Annotated in this window: 16 protein-coding genes; 9 read left to right on the top strand and 7 right to left on the bottom strand. The window is 44.0% G+C overall.

Annotated features, from left to right (window positions below; genetic code table 11):
* Positions 1-1,002 precede the first annotated feature (1,002 nt).
* The 3 genes from NQ544_RS07240 to NQ544_RS07230 are packed head-to-tail and all read left to right on the top strand — an operon-like array spanning position 1,003 to position 4,747.
* Positions 1,003-2,202, top strand: coding sequence for an AAA family ATPase (locus tag NQ544_RS07240; protein ID WP_228023692.1), 1,200 nt, complete (start codon positions 1,003-1,005; stop codon positions 2,200-2,202).
* On the top strand, positions 2,202-4,589 hold the full coding sequence (locus NQ544_RS07235; RefSeq protein WP_006847322.1) for a hypothetical protein: 2,388 nt from the start codon (positions 2,202-2,204) through the stop codon (positions 4,587-4,589). The genes NQ544_RS07240 and NQ544_RS07235 overlap by 1 nt, the downstream gene beginning before the upstream one ends.
* Before the next feature lie 35 nt (positions 4,590-4,624).
* Entirely contained in the window at positions 4,625-4,747 is a 123-nt protein-coding gene (locus NQ544_RS07230; protein ID WP_006847323.1) for a hypothetical protein, read from the top strand.
* A 1-nt stretch (position 4,748) separates the two neighbouring features.
* Here NQ544_RS07230 and NQ544_RS13945 read toward each other — a convergent pair whose 3' ends face one another.
* Entirely contained in the window at positions 4,749-4,904 is a 156-nt protein-coding gene (locus NQ544_RS13945) for a hypothetical protein (RefSeq protein WP_368389032.1), read from the bottom strand.
* 534 nt (positions 4,905-5,438) lie between these two features.
* Complete coding sequence (locus tag NQ544_RS07225; protein WP_006847326.1) at positions 5,439-6,770, bottom strand: ATP-binding protein; 1,332 nt, start codon at positions 6,768-6,770, stop codon at positions 5,439-5,441.
* 434 nt (positions 6,771-7,204) lie between these two features.
* Between NQ544_RS07225 and NQ544_RS07220 the strand changes: the two genes are divergently transcribed.
* Genes NQ544_RS07220 through NQ544_RS07210 form a run of 3 tightly spaced genes read left to right on the top strand, consistent with a single transcriptional unit; the run spans position 7,205 to position 8,412 of the window.
* A complete protein-coding gene (locus NQ544_RS07220) occupies positions 7,205-7,504 on the top strand; it encodes a type II toxin-antitoxin system HigB family toxin (protein WP_006847328.1) in 300 nt (99 codons plus the stop codon).
* An 11-nt stretch (positions 7,505-7,515) separates the two neighbouring features.
* The gene (locus NQ544_RS07215) at positions 7,516-7,878 is read left to right on the top strand and encodes a helix-turn-helix domain-containing protein (protein ID WP_006847329.1); all 363 of its coding nucleotides are present in this window, start codon (positions 7,516-7,518) and stop codon (positions 7,876-7,878) included.
* Between the two features lie 24 nt (positions 7,879-7,902).
* A complete protein-coding gene (locus NQ544_RS07210) occupies positions 7,903-8,412 on the top strand; it encodes a very short patch repair endonuclease (RefSeq protein ID WP_006847330.1) in 510 nt (169 codons plus the stop codon).
* Positions 8,413-8,814: 402 nt separating this feature from the next.
* Here NQ544_RS07210 and NQ544_RS07205 read toward each other — a convergent pair whose 3' ends face one another.
* Positions 8,815-9,972, bottom strand: a complete 1,158-nt coding sequence (locus NQ544_RS07205) for a PDDEXK nuclease domain-containing protein (RefSeq protein WP_040552895.1) — start codon at positions 9,970-9,972, stop codon at positions 8,815-8,817.
* Positions 9,973-10,126: 154 nt separating this feature from the next.
* Positions 10,127-10,423, bottom strand: coding sequence for a nucleotidyltransferase family protein (locus tag NQ544_RS07200; protein WP_022121250.1), 297 nt, complete (start codon positions 10,421-10,423; stop codon positions 10,127-10,129).
* A gap of 347 nt (positions 10,424-10,770) precedes the next feature.
* Between NQ544_RS07200 and NQ544_RS07195 the strand changes: the two genes are divergently transcribed.
* Positions 10,771-11,043 (top strand): hypothetical protein, encoded by a 273-nt coding sequence (locus NQ544_RS07195; protein ID WP_006847335.1) that lies wholly within the window; start codon positions 10,771-10,773, stop codon positions 11,041-11,043.
* Positions 11,044-11,602: 559 nt separating this feature from the next.
* On the opposite strand, the gene NQ544_RS07190 is transcribed toward NQ544_RS07195, so the two are convergent.
* Positions 11,603-13,360 carry an ATP-binding protein gene (locus NQ544_RS07190; RefSeq protein ID WP_228023694.1) on the bottom strand — a complete coding sequence of 586 codons (1,758 nt, stop codon included), beginning with the start codon at positions 13,358-13,360 and terminating at the stop codon, positions 11,603-11,605.
* 836 nt (positions 13,361-14,196) lie between these two features.
* Between NQ544_RS07190 and NQ544_RS07185 the strand changes: the two genes are divergently transcribed.
* Positions 14,197-14,736: an HU family DNA-binding protein gene (locus tag NQ544_RS07185; RefSeq protein ID WP_006847339.1), complete on the top strand. Its 540-nt coding sequence runs from the start codon at positions 14,197-14,199 to the stop codon at positions 14,734-14,736.
* 67 nt (positions 14,737-14,803) lie between these two features.
* On the top strand, positions 14,804-14,902 hold the full coding sequence (locus tag NQ544_RS07180; RefSeq protein ID WP_153080104.1) for a smalltalk protein: 99 nt from the start codon (positions 14,804-14,806) through the stop codon (positions 14,900-14,902).
* Between the two features lie 181 nt (positions 14,903-15,083).
* On the opposite strand, the gene NQ544_RS07175 is transcribed toward NQ544_RS07180, so the two are convergent.
* Together NQ544_RS07175 and NQ544_RS07170 are read right to left on the bottom strand one after the other, a co-directional pair.
* Positions 15,084-15,836: a NigD1/NigD2 family lipoprotein gene (locus NQ544_RS07175; RefSeq protein WP_006847341.1), complete on the bottom strand. Its 753-nt coding sequence runs from the start codon at positions 15,834-15,836 to the stop codon at positions 15,084-15,086.
* 102 nt (positions 15,837-15,938) lie between these two features.
* The gene (locus NQ544_RS07170) at positions 15,939-17,708 is read right to left on the bottom strand and encodes a TonB-dependent receptor (RefSeq protein ID WP_006847342.1); all 1,770 of its coding nucleotides are present in this window, start codon (positions 17,706-17,708) and stop codon (positions 15,939-15,941) included.
* Positions 17,709-17,731: the final 23 nt, after the last annotated feature.

Raw genomic sequence — 17,731 nt, 5'->3', positions numbered from 1 at the left:
CGTTATTATATCCCGAATCCCTATGTGGCTAGTGATGGATTTAAGGATTTAGAGTGCCCTACATATTTGATAAAGACACTCTATGATTATGTGTCTAAACACCCAGGTTGTGATTATGCTACAGCTTATCATAATTGTTTCCATGATGAGGCAAAGAATAATGATGATATTGTACGTAATTATATCAACCGCTACTCTAAAGTTCTTTCTTTTTCAAAGGAGGGAACATTGTCAACAACAAAAATAAACGCCAAGCAAATCTTTAGTTTTATGGATAGAAACAATAAAAAAGAGTTTTTCGATACTTTCGGATTGGAAAACGAAAAGTGTTTAATGGACAGTTATCTTGAAAAAGATATAGACAAAAAGAAAGAGATGTTCTATGAGTACCTGAAATCTACAGGACTTGCAGATTCGTCCTGTAAGCAATATGCCTACACTCATCCTTTTCATGAGGAAGTTATACAAATAGTTCAGGATGTTGCCCATAAAAGCAGTTTGTTTGATGTTATAGATCGATGGTCTATAAAAAAAATCTATGAACTGGTATGTCCTTTAGAAGCAAACAAAAAACAAGGTAACGCATGGTCTGCATCTATATCAAATTATAAAAACTTTGTGGATTACCTAGAAGTTGGCGTTAGCTCTGATAAAAACCCTAAAAATGACATTCAAGTAGGAAGAAAATTATTGAAGGAGACAAACAATATTGTCGACTTTTGGGGATTCGTTTTAAAAGTTATCCTGAAATATGATGAAAATCTGAGCAAACTTGAAAAACGGTTAAATTTTAACACAGTGACTGTTGGATTTAAATCTTGTCGTTTCGGTAAAAAAGTTGAGAGTCTAAAGTCAGTTACGGACTATAGACATCAAGATGATTGTGATACTTCAATAACATGGTTCCTCAAAGGGAATGAATACTGTTTCTTTAAGGAGCAAACTCTGCCATCATTGGAAATATTTGCTAATAATATCAACGAGATATACGGCGACAAATATTTGATAGAAATAGATAATAACAGCTATAGATTATACGAACTTGATAGCAGGACAAATGAACAGAATATAGATGTTAAGAAGATAGAGGACAAGGATAAATCCCTGAAATTCGGAGATTTCACCCCTCGCCAAATCATCTACTATGGTGCTCCTGGTACCGGTAAATCGCATACTATCAAGAAGGAAGAGGATGAAGGAAAGATTACCTGCATCCGTACTACCTTCCATCCTGATAGCGACTATGCTACATTTGTAGGCTGCTACAAGCCACATAAGATAAAGGACTCCCAGTGCCTGACTTATGAGTTTGTGGAGCAGGCTTTCCTGGAGGCTTACAAGCAAGCCTGGATGAACCCTGAGAAGGAAATTGCCCTGGTTATCGAGGAGATTAACCGAGGTAACTGTGCCCAGGTTTTTGGTGACATCTTCCAGCTGCTGGATAGAAGCGACGACGGATGGAGTACTTATCCTATCAAGGCTGATACGGATATAGCTGAACATCTGAAAGAACTCCGTATCCCAGGGTATGCTGCGTCTATGAACAAGAGATTCGGCCTGGATAAGGAGGGCAAGGACAGATACCCTGATAGAGACTGGTTTGGCTTTATGGCCCTGCCGCCTAACATGAGCATTCTGGCAACCATGAACACCAGCGACCAGAGTCTCTTCCCAATCGACTCTGCCTTTAAGCGCCGCTGGGACTGGAAGTATATCAAGATTAAGAAAGGCAAGAAGGAGAACGGCGAGGAACTGGGCTGGAATATCCAGATAAAGGATGCGAACGGAGAGCCTGTAAAGATAATAGACGAGAATACAACGCTCTCCTGGTGGAACTTTATCCAGAAGGTGAATGAAATCATCGCTTCCATGACATCCAGCGCCGATAAGCAGTTGGGCTATTTCTTCTGCAAGCCGTCTGAGAAGGCAAATGAGACTGACGAGAAGCCTACCATCATCACGGCTGATACACTGGTGGGTAAGGTGATATTCTATCTCTGGAACGATGTTTTCAAGGACTATGGTTTTGAGGATGCTTCGCTCTTTACTTATCAGGAGGAAAAGAATGGCAAGAAAACAGAAAAAGACCTTGCCTTCGCTGATTTCTATGATGAGGAAGGGGAACAGGTCAATACAGTGAGACTGGTTGACTTTCTGAACAGAATTATGAAGTGGCAAAATAATAATACGGAGAACGAATAATGTATATTCTATTTGAGGAACATCAGTACGAAAGCTCAGCTGTAGAGAAGATTCTGAAGGACATTTATGTGCTGCAGGATGTGGACAAGAAGGTGAGCGTGCAGTATGTGGGTTATTTCTATAATCCACAGCTGAGAGATTGTGTATTTATCCTGCCAAAGGTGCTCTTGAAGGATGATCCTCAAAAGAAAAAGGAGGTGCTGGCTGGCGTAACGCTGGAGGATGGGGAAACGGTATGCCCAGAACAGGTGTTGACGCCTCAGGAGCAGAAAAAACTGAGCCGGGAGTACCGTAAATTCATCTACGAATTCTCGGTCTGGGTATATAGGGCACTGAGCGTGTTCTATAAGGCTAATCCTACCAGCAAGGCTATCCTCTACAAACACATCACCCGAACAGGAAAGGGTAAGCGGCAGCATACGAATACTTATCTCGACATCGTTCTTTCGCTGATCAGGTTTAATCAGGAGAACCGTGACTTCGTGCTCTTTACCGTCAAGAATCTGCACCGTGGCAACAATAAGATTAACTGGACGAAAACCATCAGTCATTCTTCTGCCTTCATGCAGGGAAACGGAGCGCCTGTGTATCTGAAACTTGTCAATAAAAAGCGCATCGTGAACTATGAGGAGGAGCTGTTTATCATCTACTATAGCATTCTGAACTATCTGAATGCTGAATATGGTTTCCAAACGCCTATCAATATCCAGTATGAACTGATTACGGGTAAGCAGTTTAAGGAATATCTGAAGGGCATGGGCAAGATGAGACTCATGCAGATTAAGTATAAGTATTTTTCGGATAAGGCGCTGCAGCTCTGGGATATGTGCTATGCCTTCTTCGAGAATTCTTATCGCATCGCCATCAATGCGCATGCTCAGGAATATATTCTTGCCAAGAATTTCAATATCGTGTTCGAGGCTATGATTGACGACCTGATTGGTACGCCTCATACCGATATTCCTAAGGGACTTGCTGACCAGAAGGACGGCAAGCGGGTGGACCATCTCTATACCGACCTGGCTCTTACATCGAATGATGCGCAGGCCAGCAGAGAGGTATATTATATCGGCGACAGCAAGTATTATAAGAACGGACATCCGCTTACTTCGGAATCTATCTACAAGCAATATACTTATGCCCGGAATGTGATTCAGTGGAACATCAATCTGTTCCTCTCTGATGATACCGCCTTTGATGATGAAGACAAAAAAAACAGGGCGAAGGACAGGGAGAGCTTCAGGGATATCCATTTGCAGGATATCGGAGCTACAGAGGGGTATGACGTGATTCCTAACTTCTTTATCAGTGGTTTCGTGTATGATGATCACCGGTATAATGCAGGGGAGAAGAATATCCGCAAGCATTATAATGGTAATGGGGAGCACTGTACGACGGTTTCGTATCAGTTTCCTGACAGGCTCTTCGACCGCGATACGCTCTTCCTTTCGCAGTATGATGTCAATTTCCTTTATGTGCTTTTCCTATATGCCCGAAATAAGGCAAACGAAAAGGCGCAGTGGAAGAGGAAGGTGAGAGATATTTTCCGCAACGAGATAAGGGAGGTGATACAGAAAAACTACTGCATCTATGCCATGAGAGCCAAACTGGGCGTTGATGGCGAGTTGTATATGCAGAAACACTTCTATGAGATGAACGGTAGGGTGTTTAAGCCTTATGGTGAGGATAGGGAGGTGTACTTTGCTTATGCCCGTCCTTTAGATAAATGGACAGAGACGGAGGGGCAGTTTAATGAGCTGAAGCAAGATTTCATCATCGACAAGTGTAACATGGGTAAGGACCCTGAGAAGGTGTTGAAACCGGCTGTGGAACAGGAAATGGAGCAGCCTCTGAATTCACCGCAATGGCTTACTGTGCATTATCTGGAGCGTGATTTGAGTCGTGGCATCCTGGTGGGTTATTATAAATCAGAAGAGCATCTGAAGTGGATTCTGGGCAATAACGACAGGGGTAGTCTGGTTTATAATGTGCGTCTGAAATTAAAGGAAGATGAGGCGCGTGATGGTGCCCATTCTGCCTATTTCTACGAAAAGCAGAATATTCATTTCGTGATTCTCTATACCGATGGTGCAGAGGAGACGGGTAAATATCACGTGTTCCACGTAAAGGATACGGCAAGTAAGGTGACAGAAGAAAGAATGCGCAATACCTGGTATCCGATGGAAACCGTAGAGGGAGACGATGATGGTGCGAAGCGAAATTACTTCTTCTTCCGTTTTGATGAGGAGGTGAATATCGGCAATATTGATATCGGCAGATTGTTGCAGGATATGAGGGCTGAGCATCTTAAGAAATTCCAAAGCTATGTTCCTGGCGAGCCTATGTTTACAACGGCAGAAAAACTGATGGAGTATAGGGGAAAATAGTTTTGTTTAGGGCTTTTTAAAAAAGATAGAGTAAAATGTCAGACCGTTTAACCATAGAACAGCGCCACAACAATATGGCGGCAATAAGGAGCAAGGATGCCGAACGGAGATACTTGTTGAGTACCATAGTCAACATATTTATCTACCGGTGTCCCTAATCTATCTCTCCGCTATCACTTCAATCCCATCTTTCTCAATCTCTTTGAGCCGGAAGGGGTTGAGGTGCTGGTGCTTTCGGATAATATCGACAGGGCAACCCAGAAGGGCTTCAAGGTATGCCTTCAGACGGACTATCAGGAAAAACTTAGGGGGCATTTCTACATAGATATCTACATCGCTGCCATCATGGTGCTGGTTTCTTGCCTTCTCTTGTTTTCATTCTTAATATCCTTTTTAAAAAGGCTTTTGCCCCTACAGGGCGCAAGGCTGATTGCGCTTATACCCAGGGTGATGCCCTGGGCTAGGAGCTTCTGGGCCTTCAGCCCGTACCTGAACCACATGCGGAACTAGAGTTAGGAACCAATAATTTGAAATCGTCAACAGGCTGTAGACGATTTCGTTTATTGGCTGCAACTTGTTGAATATCAATGGTTATTGTGCTATCAGTGAATTTGTCCGCAAGTTGCGGACGAATTGCAGACAATCGGAAAAAGTGACTACAGTACCGCTGCACAGACCTTGCGGAACCAGTCGAGTTTCTTGCCGCTCATTTCTGCTATGGATAAGTTCTCTTTGTTCACATCTTCTGGCTCAAATTCATAATAAGAATCTTCGGTAGGGAGATAATCCTCTGGAAGATCTTCTATGGAGTGGGCCTATTGCCAAAAACTCTTCGTAAGAATATTACCATCAAATGAGTGGAATCATATAGAATGGCAGCAATAAGGTATTGCCATCGTTCGTCAAATCCTTAGTATACAACAAGTAGCGTTGTGACACCACCTTAGAGTATTTATCGCAAAAGGCATCTAGCGACGCATGAGTTTTATAGCCAGATGACTTCACCTCTATCGGACAAATCTTGGCTCCTCGAGACAAAAGGAAATCAATCTCGTAATTATGCGTTGCATCTTTAGCCCACGAATAATAAAACAACTTGTTACCATTCGCCGTCAACATTTGGGCTACCAGATTCTCGTAAATATAGCCCAGATTGGCAGAAAGTTTGTCACTCAACAGTTTCTCATAAATCACGTTCTCCGTAAACGACTTGTCCCAAAACGCCAAAGTCACAAACAAACCTGTATCTGCACAAAACAGTTTAAACTTTGAATTGTCTTGATGCAATGACATCCCTACATTGGGATCATTGGAATGATAAGCAAACAAAACAGTCTTACTATCTTCCATCTCTCGAAGTAGTCCTTGGAGTTTGTCCGTATCCACACTTCCCACAACAGAATAAGGTTTATATCGATTACTATTCTGATTCAACTGGGCAGGAATATTCAAGAATAACTGTTCTATTCTGCGAGAGGGATCTATCTTTTGAAAATCATCTAGATACAAACGAATGATATCCCGCTTTACCAAATCTACCATACTGAGATTATTTGTCTCCAAATACTCATTTACAGCTTGAGGCATACCACCAACAAGCATATATAGACGAAGTTCCCTCATCTTTGTTCGATGAGCTTGGCCTAGCATCAGCCGTTTATCAAAGAATTGCTTGAGCAAAGGAATTGATGCCGTATCTCCCATCGCCCAACGAAATTCTTCGTAATCCAACGGGTACATGGCGACTCTTTCCTCTTCACTAGGAATGGTAATGCCCTTCGTATTTTTAGTGATACTGATAAGAGACCCCGTCTCTATATAATCATACCTTCCATCCTCCACCAAATACTTGATGGCTTGTCTTGCTTTAGGGCACGCCTGCACCTCATCAAAAATGATGGCAGACTTCCTTGCTACGAGAGAAACATTATATATAGCTTGCAACTGAAGGAAGATAAAATCCAAGTCCATCAAATCGTCAAATAGTGAAACAACTCGCTTGGATGCCTTATTGAAGTCAATGAGAATATAAGATTCATATTCTTTCTGAGCAAATTCCTTCACCAGCGTTGACTTTCCAACGCGACGTGCTCCTTCTACGAGAATGGCTGTTTCTCCCTTTCTCGTATTCTTCCATTGCAGGAGTCTATCATATAGTTTTCGTTTAAAAAATCTATTCATCTTATTTTCTATTGTTTACGAAATCTTTAACTTCTTGATTTTATGCCTTTTGGCGGTGCAAAAATACAAAAATATTAGAAAATACGCAAATCTTTTTAGCTAAAATATTAGAAAATACGCAAATCTTTTTAGTGGAAATATTTGAAAATACGCAAATCTTTTCGGTCTGTAAGGGCAAAAGCTTTAAAACTCCAGACAAAACATAAAGCTTTTGCCCCTACAGGGCGCAAGGCTAATTGCGCTTATACCCAGGGTGATACTCTGGGCTAGGAGCTTCTGGGCCTTCAGCCCGTAAGGGGTAAGGTGGAAGCTAAATAGTAGAAAAACAAGCTTAATTATATAAATAATCCTAAAAAACAAAATATTTATGGAAGAAACTATTGTATTTCAATATTTCTATATATCTTTGCAATGAAAATTTAAATCATGGAATTATGAGAATTATTTCGCATAGGAAACTAAAAGAGTTTTACGAGACCCCTGGGCGAGAAGACTCAAAAGTAGCTCTGGAAAGATGGTACCAGATTGCGGAAGAAGCAGAATGGCGCAACTTTTCTGATATAAGAACTGACTTTCCTGATGCTGACTACGTAGGTAATCAACATTACGTATTCAACATTCGAGGAAACAGGTATAGGTTGGTAGTGGTTATTAAATTTACAATAGGCCGACTCTTCGTAAGATTTGTCGGAACACATAGTGAATATGACAAAATAGATTGTTCCACCATTTAATAAAAACAATTATGGATAGAATTACGAAAGAACAATATGAGTTTGCACTCAACAGAATAGAAGATCTCCTGCCATTGGTAACGGACTATACGCCTGCCAATGATAAGAATGCCATAGAACTGACATTAATGTCGGACATTGTTGAGTCATACGAAAAGAAACATTTTCCTATCGGAAAGCCTTCTGTTTCTGAACTTATCGAACTTTCTTTAAATGAAAAGAAAATGACTCAAAAACAACTGGCTTCAGAAATTGGAGTAAGTCCTTCACGTATTAACGATTATGTAACAGGGCGCTCTGAGCCTACTCTAAAAATAGCTAGATTGCTATGCAAGGTTCTGAACATAACGCCTGCTGCGATGTTGCAATGTTAAGCAGATGTTGATGATAAATTAAAAATGTCTGACCGTTTAACCATAGAACAGCGCCACAACAATATGGCGGCAATAAGGGGCAGGGATACCAAACCGGAGATTCTTGTCAGGAAATTTCTGTGGAGTAGGGGATTCAGGTATCGGCTCAATCATCCGCGGTTGCCGGGCAAGCCGGACATCGTGCTGAGGAAGTATCGTACCTGTATTCTTGTGAACGGATGCTTCTGGCACGGACATGAAGGGTGCAAATATTATGTGGTGCCGAAATCGAACACCGGGTTCTGGATGGAGAAGATCAGGAGGAACCGGGAGAGGGACCATGAGGTGCTGCACCGGCTGGCTGAAATGGGATGGCATACCATCGTGATATGGGAATGTGAACTGAAGCCGGCGGTAAGGGAGAAGACGCTGGAGTCGCTCGCCTTTACGCTGAACCATATCTATCTGGAAGATCATCATATCAGAAGATATGAATTGCCGGAAGAAGTGCCGGAAATGGTGGCGGAGCCGGAGGCGGAAAGACGGGAGGAATAGGCAGGGATTTCACGGATTTTTTAAGTGGACTCTTAACTCAAGTTTCGCATGTGGTTTAAGTACGGGCTGAAGGTCCACAAGAGGGTGTGTCATAAATCAACAGTTCGCCAACGACTCAAAAGAGTTCGCTAACTCAGAAAAACAGTTCGCCAACGACTCAAAAGAGTTCGCCAACTCAGAAAAACAGTTCGCCAACGACACCAAAGAGTTCGCCAACGAAAAGAAAGAAACAGTCCAAGAAGTCAAGCAAAGAAAAGTGTTCGTGAAGGCTAAAAGAGCCATCTGCAAACTTATCACTACTAATCCAAAGGTGACAACTGCGCAAATAGCTTGTAGGAGTAGCCAACCATTTGTGCCCGGCTAACAAAGCAACAGAGCAAAACTACAAGTATACATATGAATCTAATCTTCATCTTCTGCCTCTTTTCCCTTTTGTAGTTCAAAAAATTCTTTCTGTTCACGGATTTCTCGGCTCAACTCTTCTTCTGTAGGAAGATAAGTAAGATACTTAGCGGCAAAGAGCTGCTTGCTGTCTTTCAATATGGAATAACGTGCAAGGTCATTGCTAGTGTCAGAACACAGAACCAAACCGATAGTAGGATTATTGCCTTCCTCTTTCTTCAACTCGTCATACATTCTGACGTACATATCCATCTGTCCCACATCCTGATGAGTTATCTGCGTAGTCTTTAAATCAATAATGAGATAGGACTTTAGGATGATGTTGTAAAACACAAGGTCGATATAGAAATCGCCCATATCCGTCTTGATATGCTGTTGGCGAGCCACAAACGCATAGCCTTTGCCCAACTCCATGATGAAAGTCTGCAGATGGTCGATAATGGCAGTTTCCAGTTTCGATTCACTATAGGCTGGGTTCTGTGGTAATCCTAAGAACTCTGCTATCACAGGATTCTTGAGATAAGAGAGTTTGTCTTTTTCGAAATCTGAAGTCAGCGAACGCATTTCGTCACTTACCTCTTTGCGCAGATGTTCAGGGGTTTGCAACAAACGATAATAGTATTGTGAGGAGATATTACGCTGTAAGGTACGGTAATCCCATTGCTCACGAGCTGCCTCCTTCAAATACCACAACCTTGCATCCGCATCTTTTACACGCAGTAAGCGTTCATAGTGAAGCCATGATAGGTTAGGATAGAATGGTATCGTAGATTCGTCAAGCGGTGCTTGACGAATTGGTTTGTCTGTGAGTTTGAATTGGTCAAGCATTGCTTGACCAAATTGTAATTTACTGAACATCAGGTAAAAAGAGCGCATGTTCTTTATGCTTGTCAGTCCGAATCCTCTGCCGTATTCTTCTGTAAGGGTTTGGGAGGCCAATTCGATGACATGTTTGCCATATTGCGCACGTTCCTTTCCTTTTTGTTCCTGTGTCACGATATGCCAACCGATAAGCCAATTGCGAACCACCAATAGATGGTCTGCATTGCGATAGGCTTGCCGACGTGCTTCCCCGGCTAAAAGCTTCAAGTCAGAGACAAAGATTTTCTCTGATTGAGTCAGCTTTTCTGTTATGTTTGTTAATGCAGATTTTTCCATATTATTCAATCCTTTTTCATAATTTGTGGGACACCGCCCCATATTTTACAATTCTTCTGGTGTACAATAGTAATCGTCAACAGTCTGTACATCTTTGTTCCAATCTTGCAATTGTTTAATGGCTTCCTTAATTTGTATTAAGGTTCCAATAATTCTATTTGATGATGTATATTCCGTCATGTTCTATTTCTTTAAGGAGGAATGGATTGATATGCTTGTGCAATCTTACAATGTCAACAGAACATTCCAGCAGGTTTTCTAGAAAACGTTTCAGTCTTACTACAAGGAACATTTTCGGTTCCATATCTACGCATATATCAACGTCACTACCTTCTTTCTGTTCGTTTCTAGACACAGAACCGAAAAGGCGTAATGATTTAATGCCAAAGTTCTTTTTTAGCTCTTCGGCATGAGAAGTGATGAGTGATATATAATATTCCCTTGACTTCATAATTATCGTTTTTGTTTCTACCGCAAAGATAGTGCAAATCGAGTGCAGAACATCAAGCTTGCTTGAATGTTTTGCCGAGATGCAGCCTATCTTCTGCAAAGATAAAATAAAAACCTGAAACTACCAAGTAAAAGCCTTCTTTTTATGAATTATTACACGATTTATGAGAAATTACTGATAAGCTTATATTTCCTTTGCCATCTTTTTTTTCTGCAAAAAAAAGCAATATTTCTCTTTTTTGCAAGTTTTTAGGCTTTTTCTTTTGTGTTTTCATGAGAAAAGATTAATTTTGCCAATGAATGGGTTTATTGATATAAGAATTGTTTCTTTTAATAGAATTAAATAATATGAGTATATTGGACAAAATACCTTCTTTGGCAGAAAATGAACTCTTCCAGAAACTTGCTGCGATAGAGGACATTACTGCACTCTGCAAGGAAGATCAAGAGAAATATGATGATGCAATCAAGGTGATGCGTGACCATATTGCAGCTTATAAAGGAGCTATCATAGAGGGTAAAATAGAAATAGCTAAGAATATGCTGATGGAAAACGAGCCTATTGATAAAATCGCAAGATATACAGGGCTTGCCAAGGAGGATATTTTAAAACTCAACTAATATTTGAACGAGGTTGCTGGTAAGAGTGACCTCGTTTTTATTTCTAAGTTACGTTAAAAGAAGTCTTTGTAAATAAAGAGTATGTCGGACCGTTTGACCATAGAACAGCGCCACAACAATATGGCGGATTGCGCTTATAACCAGGGTGTTACCCTGGGGGAGGAGCTTCTGCCCCTTCAGGGCGTGTGGGGCAAGGTATCTAAAGTACCGCTGCACAGACCTTGCGGAACCAGTCGAGTTTCTTGCCGCTCATTTCTGCTATGGATAAGTTCTCTTTGTTCACATCATCCTTGTATTTGTCGATGATACGTTGATGATGAAACCATGGAATAAAGAATAGAATTTTGAAATCGTCTACACGCGTGTAGACGATTTTGTTTTTTTATCTCTAACTCGCTGAATATCTGTTTTATACAAGTCCTCTTCAAAATCGTCCGCAGCCTGCGGAACTTTTTCACATAGTGGAGCATATAGTTTGAAAAACTTACTCATATAGCGCAAGTTTATGGGCGAGAATCCCTTCACCCCGGCATTTTTCAACCTGATGGTTGAAATTGTTTTATATCTCCTCGCAAGCCACCATTTCCGCTCCGCGGTAGATAACCACCAGCTTGTGGAGCTTTGTAGTCTTTACTGCCTCTCTGACCATATCACTGTCCGCATAGCGAGAGATTTGAGCTGAAGCCTCCTCGAAGAGCTTTTTCACTTGCTCATCTGTGGTTTGGCTCTTGCAATATTTCAACTCGATGATATATGAATCTACCATGTCCTTGTAGATGTCACAGAGCGGAGAGAGGAAGATGTCAGCATAGCCGCCGTCATTGTCCAGCTCAGAGATAGGGCGATAGAACTTGTTCTGGCTTGTCATCGCCAAGGTGAAGCCATGCACGAAAGCCTCTCCCTTCTGCTTGTCTCGCTGGGAGGAGTACTTCTTCAGGCAGTCGGCGATATACTCAAAGTATGGCTTGAATTGTCCATCGTATGCCAGTTTGCTCTCCAGTTTACCCTTGCTATATCTATCATATACCAAGTCGTTCTCCTTGTAGGTGTCGAGCAGGTAGGTGTACATCTGGTCTCGCACCACCTCATTCGGGATGATGAACTTGGTCTCACCCTTGTATGTTCCGTCTATCGTCACCATGCCGAAATAGAACAGCAGGCTGAGGAAGTTGTCTGGGTCGTTGATTCGCTCGGCAGGGAAGTTCTCGTTGAGCGTGCCTATCACGAATCCCTGGGTTACCAACTGCTGGATGATGCTGGCATCGTGGGCGAACTCCTTGTCGTGGCGGATGAGCATTCGCAACTTGTCATAGTCGATACGGATGTTGGTCTCTACCATGGAGTCGGGGATGTCGTACTCATTATCTATATAGTTGCTAATGAAATTGAGTACCATCACGGAGTTGTACATCGTGGTCTTGCCATAGCTCTTGACGGCAAAGCAATAGTTGTCGTACCAAGGCTTCATCACCTTGATCAGCTCATCGGTGGTGTGATTGAACGGCAGAACGCTGCGGTAATAATCCAGCATCTCTCTCACTTCTTCTTCCGTGAAGCCCGTCATCTCATTGAATTTTGGGCTTAGGGAGTAGTTGGTTCCGATGTTGAATCCGCTGGTCAGGTCATCCATGGTCACAGGGCTTACTCCCGTGACGAACACTCTGCCCAGAGTATTGCCAGCCGCACCCTTGATGGTGTTGAAGAACTGGCGCAAGTATCCCTCTCCGTGGGTCTGGTTGCGATACCTCATAAGATGCTCCTCATGGGCGAGAATCATGTTGGTGAAGTTGTCGTACTCATCGATGAAGAGATAAATCTTCTTCCCCACCTCCTGGCATTTCTGGCAAAGAAACCTCAGTTGAGACACTGCATCTGTTAACTTTTCCATTCCTTCCTTGGTATTGGCAGGAAGAATATGTGCATAGATGTCGCAGAAGAAATTGAATACAAGGCGACAATGGTTGTCCAGTCCATCCTTATAATCATCCAATCCTGCTGCCACCTCGGCAAAATTGAGGTGGATGATGAGATATGTACTATGCTCTGGTGTAGGATTCTGCCCGATGTATAGCTTGCCAAAGATTTCATCAAACTTGTCTTTCTTGTTGATGTCATAGTAATTTTCAAGCATGGAGAGGGTAAGTGTCTTGCCGAAACGGCGAGGGCGAATGAAGAAGAAATACTTGTTGGATTCTTCTATTTGCTCTATGAAAGGAGTCTTGTCCACATAGTAACAATCCTCTTTTATGACATCCTCAAAATTCTGCATGCCGTATGGTATGCGCTTGCGATAAATGCGCTTTGGTCTTACTATCATAACTCAGTTTGATTATTCGTTTTTGAATCTGATGGCAAAGATAATACTTTATCTCCTAATCTCCAAAACTTTTCCCGAAAAACTTCTAACATCCAGCTAGTATATTTTTCTTTTAAGCAAGTTTTGGGGCTTTTCTTTTGTGTTTTCATGGAGAAAGATGATAGGAAATCAGGTTTAGGGTGATTCCTTTTTTCTTTACAAAACAGGATGGAGGGAGAAGGAGAGGAGAAGGATTGAGGGAGCGTTACAGTTGTGACAGTTGTGACAGTTGTGACAGTTTTCAGGGGAGGGGTATATGAAATCGGGCTGCTTTCAAATTGTTATTATTATATTTAACTTATTATATATATTTTTATATATATTATAAGTTACCTCTAAAGAGAGGGAGGTGGGGGAGGCGCTGAAAACTGTCACAACTGTCACAACTGTCACACTTTGGAGGTGGAAATGGGTTCGGTGGTTGATGATGGATTTCTTGCTTCCTGTTGCTTTTCGGAGTGAGAAAGCATAGAGAAACTTTTTACATTACATAGTTTTCTCACACGATAAATTATGAGTTGGCAAGATTAACCGGATGTGTTCGAAGTGTTAAATCTGTTTAACATAACTCTGCAGGGTGAAATTTGGTAGTATCAGAAAATTGCCGTACCTTTGCACTGTCGTTCGAAGAAAGGCTGCACTCGACAAAGCTTAAGCAAGCTTAGCTCTGTTCTCGTTTGCACTTTCTTTGCACTGTCGTTCGAAGAAAGGATGCACTCAACAAAGCGCACCCCACCAAGTTAACATTCAACACTCAACATTCAACATTTATATTAACCCTTTAATATTTTAATATCATGGAACAGAAAGGAACATTGAAGTATCGTAAGTTGCAGCGTACACCACAGAGCGGCGAGAACGCAGGTAAGAAAAAGTGGTATGCCACTGCGGTAACCGACCGCGAGGTGGATTTCGAGGGATTCGTATCTCACATCTCTGACCACGGTTCGCCTTACTCCCGAGGTACTATCCACGGTGTGCTGATGGATGCACTCGACCATCTGCAGGAGTTGATTCTCGACGGTAAGAGTGTGCGTCTCTCTGACCTCGGCCTGTTCTCCATCGGTATGACTTCGAAGGCGGAGGATACCAAGGAGAAGGTAACGGCTGCCAGCGTAGAGGGTGTACACCTGATTGTGAGAAACACAAAAAGCTGGAGCAACTCTGAGCTGCGCAAGAAGTGCAAGATTCAGGAGTACGGCGGCTATACCGGCACCGACGAGGGTGGCACCTCTGGTGGTACCTCTGGCGGCACAGAACAAGGCGGCGACACCAGCCAGGGCGGCTCCGGAACTACCGGCGGCGGCTCTCAGGAAGGCGGCGACGGGCTTGAATAAAGCCCTCGCCTGAGGCCAACCAAGTCAACATTAAACATTCAACATTAAAAATTAAAAATTAAACATTATGAAAGCAAGTACCTGGAAAACAATTTTGCAGATTGCAATCTCCTTCCTTACAGCCATCGCTACCACCCTCGGTATAACAAGCTGCAGCAGCCTTTAAAAGGTAAAAAGGTAAAAAAGTAAAAAGGTAAAAAGAACCTTAGCCCCTTTGTGCCCCTGTCCCCAGCGATTCCATCGCTGGTCCCCCCAGAAAGCCTTTACCATAAAGGAAACCCAAAAAAGCCCCGATGCATCACGCATCGGGGCTTTTGCTTTATCTGCTTTATCTGCTTTTTCTTCGTTTATCGGATATCTCTTCCTTCCTGGCTGTATCCTTCGAGCATCTTCGGACTGCTGATAGGCTTGCGCGAACAGTAATCGAAATCTACCTTCTTGTAGCCCTGGCTGGAACGCCAGCGGATGGTGAGCTTCACCGTCTTGCCTTCGGTATCAGGCACGGCATCGTTCAGATTGAACGCTACGAGGGCATCGCGCCAGTAGTTCTGAGAGTCGCCATTAACATTGTGGCGCAGCTCTACCTCGTAAGGATTCTCTGGATTCACACCCGTAACGAGGTTGATGTAATGCACCTTCTGACCGCCCCAGAGAGCACGGAAACGGAGGGTGAGATAGCCATCTTCTGCCACCGTTACCCAGTCGCGCACGATGTCGACCATGTCGTTGCCATACTTCTCGCTGTTCTCGGTATCAGAACCGAGCGATGGAACTGGCTTCTTGGTCAGGATGCTGTCTATCCAGTTGACGTGAATCACCTGGTTATACTTCTCGCTCTTCTCCGAGGTCTGCGTGTAGTTGACCAGGGCGCGAACCTCCTTACCGTCAAAAATGGTAGGTTTCAGGTTCTTGGCGAGCAGCGTGGTGTTGTCGTCGAGCTGCAGATAGCAGGCATCGCCACTCTTCTTCACGGTTACCAGTGCGTTAGGAAAAACGCGATCCCAGTCGGTATCGTTATCGTTATCGCACGACTGGAATGTGAGGGCCGACAGGAGCATCATCGCTGCCAGCCCGATCTTCTTGAAATCAATTTTTCTCATATATAATGTTCCTTTCTTTTTATTGTTTCACTTTCTGATAATAAAATAAGAAAGGAACAGAAATCTTGCTTCTGATTTAGAAAAAGATTGTTAAAAGTTCAATTAAAAATAATACGTGCAGCCGATGGTGGCAGCGCGGTTGCCGAAGTGCTGGCTCGCCATATCGTGGAAGCGGCCTTCGAGCGTCCAGTGCTTGCCCAGATTCTTGTATACCCCTACCTCGGCATAGAGATTAGCCGGGGTGTAGGTATCGCTGCGGCGACGGGTACACCAGATGAGGCTGCCCGTAAAGCGCCAGCCATCGGCCATTGTGAGCTGCGGTGCCAACTTGAACACGGCAAAATGATTATACTCCGCATTGTGCTGCTGAGCCTCCTCTGAAGGGGTTTCGCTGCGCTGCCAGAAGTAGTTGACTCCGGCTGTGAGGCGAAGGATGCCCTTGTGCCAGAAGGCGGTGGAGCCGATGCCGAGCGTATTGTCGTGGATGGCGCTGAGCAGGTGCTGGTGGATGTTCTTCACCGAGGTGCTGAGCACGAAGGCAGGACGGCTGTAGGTATGCTTGAGCTCTACCACATTCGCCATACTGTTGCCGATATCGGCGGTATAAACCGGCTGCCAGGTGCCCTCCATATCGCCCGCGGTAACGAAATCGCCAAACTCGGGATTGAAGATGCGGCGGCAGTAGGTGGCCTGCAGGGTATGACCCGGCGTGAAGCTGTAATAGGCGCTCACCGAGTAGATATGGTTGCGCGTGGTATGCTTCCAGTGCTCTTCCGGCGCAATCTGCTTAGGACGGAAGTTGATGATGCGGAAGCGGTCGCCTGCCATGAATCCCCACTTGCCGATGTTGTAATCCAGCTGGGCGTAGAAATCCTGGTAGTTGGAATGGTTGGTGTAACCGGCGATGCAGTTCTTCTCGATGGAGAGTCCGCCCTCGAAACCTGCCGTAATCCAGAGATTGGAGGTGATGACCGGAGTGGCGTATTCTACTACCATGAAGGGGTAGGTAGAGTGGTTCTGGTAAGGCGCAGTCTGGTTTTCTTCCAGCGTGCGTCCGTTGTCGCTGATATGCTCGGCTCCGAGGGTAAAGAGGATGTTGGAGCCGTTGTCGGCGAGCGTGCGGGTATAGTCGGCCTGCAGATGATAGGCGCGCACGTAATCGGCCGGGGTGTGGGTGAAATGGTTGCGGGTATAGGTCTGCATCGCATCTATTTCGAGCACATCCTTCGCGGTAGGTGTCCAGAGCAGATTGAGCTTGGCGCCCTCGTGGGAGTAGTGGTTCACGGTGGTGCCTGAGATGCCCTGGTAGGCGTCCTTATCGCTGCTGGAGGTGCGCTGGAAGTTGCCTTCTACATGACTGAGCACGCGGAGTTTATCCTGCTGGCTCATGACGCTGACGATGCCTTTTGCGCCGCCGTAGGTATCACCGAAGAGTCCCCATCTGCCGGTGGTTCCGTTCTCCTTCTTGCGCAGCGTGATGTCGATGACTTTCTTCAGACTGCTGCATCCCTTCATCACTTCGGCGTTCTGGCACACCTTGATGGTTTCAATCTCCCGAGCCTTGAAATGGTGGAGGAAGGTGGCGTAATCGAGTCCGTATTCCTGGTTGTCGATGCGGATGACGAACTTGCCGTAGAGGTTGGCGAATGGATCTCCGCCGATGATGTTGTTGCCGTCGAGCGAGATGACTTCCGGGCACATCATGAGCACATCGAGGAGTGATTCTTCGCCTGTGAGTTCCATTTCTGGAATATGCATGATGTATCTGTCGCCGATATGTTCTATCGGAGCGGCCTGTGTCTGGTAAGTAGTACTGGCTATCGCGAGTGCGATGATGAGCAGGCTTTTCTTCGTACTGTTGTTTATCTTCATTTTTTTTCTAATTTATATGATTG

Source organism: Segatella copri DSM 18205 (assembly GCF_025151535.1).
In the GTDB taxonomy this organism is placed as follows: Bacteria; Bacteroidota; Bacteroidia; order Bacteroidales; family Bacteroidaceae; genus Prevotella; species Prevotella copri.
This window is presented reverse-complemented; position numbering and strand designations above follow the sequence as displayed.